Raw genomic sequence first — 1,422 nt, 5'->3', positions numbered from 1 at the left:
TACGGCCACTCCGGCCCCGGCCGGCCGGCCGACGACGCGCTGGACAAGATGCTCGCCGACAAGAGCATCCACCGCATCGAGGCCCACACCGACCTGCTCTTCACCCGCCGGCACACCACCGACCGCTCGGACGTCGAGCTGGACTTCGGCGGCAACCGGATGCTCACCGAGGGCATCGAGGAGAACGGGCACGACAACCCCTTCGGCGCGGTGCTCTTCTTCCGCGGCGAGGTCACCGACACCGTCCACGAGCACACCCTCGGCGCCGACCTCCCCGAGCTGTCGGATGTGTACGAGGTCGGCGACTCCGGCGCGTTCGGCGTCGGCCAGTGGTGGGCGGTCGAGTCGGACGCCGCCGGATCCGGCACGTACGAGAAGGAGATCCAGCGGCTCGTCCAGGTCACCGGGGTCGTCGACGGCACGCACATCCGCGTCGGCTACCAGACCGGCTGGCCGCTGGCCGCCGGGCGCTCGCTGACCTGGACCCGGGTCAAGCCCGTCGAGCGGGCGCACGTGCGCAACGTCGTCTTCGAGGGCGCCGGCGACGACCAGTACACCGGCTCGCACCCCGTGGCGTACGAGTACGCCGTCGGCTGCGACGTCTCCGGCATCGAGGCGACCGGCACGTTCTGGCCCGTGGTGATGCGCCGCTGGTGCACCCGGTTCCGTACCGAGAACTGCACCCTGGCCAACCCGAAGTCCGTCACCTACGGCGGCGCGGGCTACCTCACGCAGCAGATCTACTGCCTCTACGGGCACGTCTCGAACTGCCGCACCTCCAACGCCCGCCACCTCAACGACTTCACGGCCTCCGCCTACTGCTACGTCACCAACTGCCACGGCGACGGCGACGACCAGGGCCCGTTCGTCACCCACGGCCAGTTCGAGCACGACCTCGTCTACACCGGCAACTCGGGCCTGATGACCTTCGCCAACTCCGGGGCCGCCTGGGGCGGCGCGGCCAAGCGGATCACCGTCCGCCGGCACGTGTGCTCCTGGTTCGTCGCCCGCGTCAAGGTCACCGACCTGACGCTGGAGGACGTCACCGTCATCGGCAAGGAGTCGCTGGACGGCTCGGGGATGCTGTGGGTGAACGCCGACGGCGTGCAGCTCCGCGGCTGCACGGCCAGCGGCCCGCTGATCGTCTCGCAGGCGTCCGACCGGTCGGCGCGGCCGAACGTCATCGCCGACTCGGCGTTCTCCTTCGCGCCCGGCGCGGAGGTCACCGCCCCCGGGGTCAAGGCCGGGCTGACGCTCCAGCGCACGGTGCTCGACGGCGCCGCCGGCGCCGCGTTCAACGGCACCGGGCCGCTGGTCCTCGACCACTGCCGGGTCACCGGCGCCCCCGGCGCCGACCCCGTGTCGTACGCGCACGAGGACATCGCCGTCGAGGGCGGGGAGTTCACCGACACCGGGATCAGG

The 1,422-nt window shown here is 71.7% G+C and carries 1 protein-coding gene; it reads left to right on the top strand.

From position 1 onward, the window contains the following. Positions 1-1,422: peptidase C14 (locus H5J30_RS33195; RefSeq protein ID WP_181791430.1), on the top strand; the 1,422-nt coding region annotated here is incomplete at both ends.

Source organism: Streptomyces phytophilus (assembly GCF_013870535.1).
GTDB lineage: Bacteria > Actinomycetota > Actinomycetes > Streptomycetales > Streptomycetaceae > Streptomyces > Streptomyces phytophilus.
Note: the sequence above shows the minus strand (reverse complement) of the source record. Positions and strands in the feature narration are given on the sequence as shown.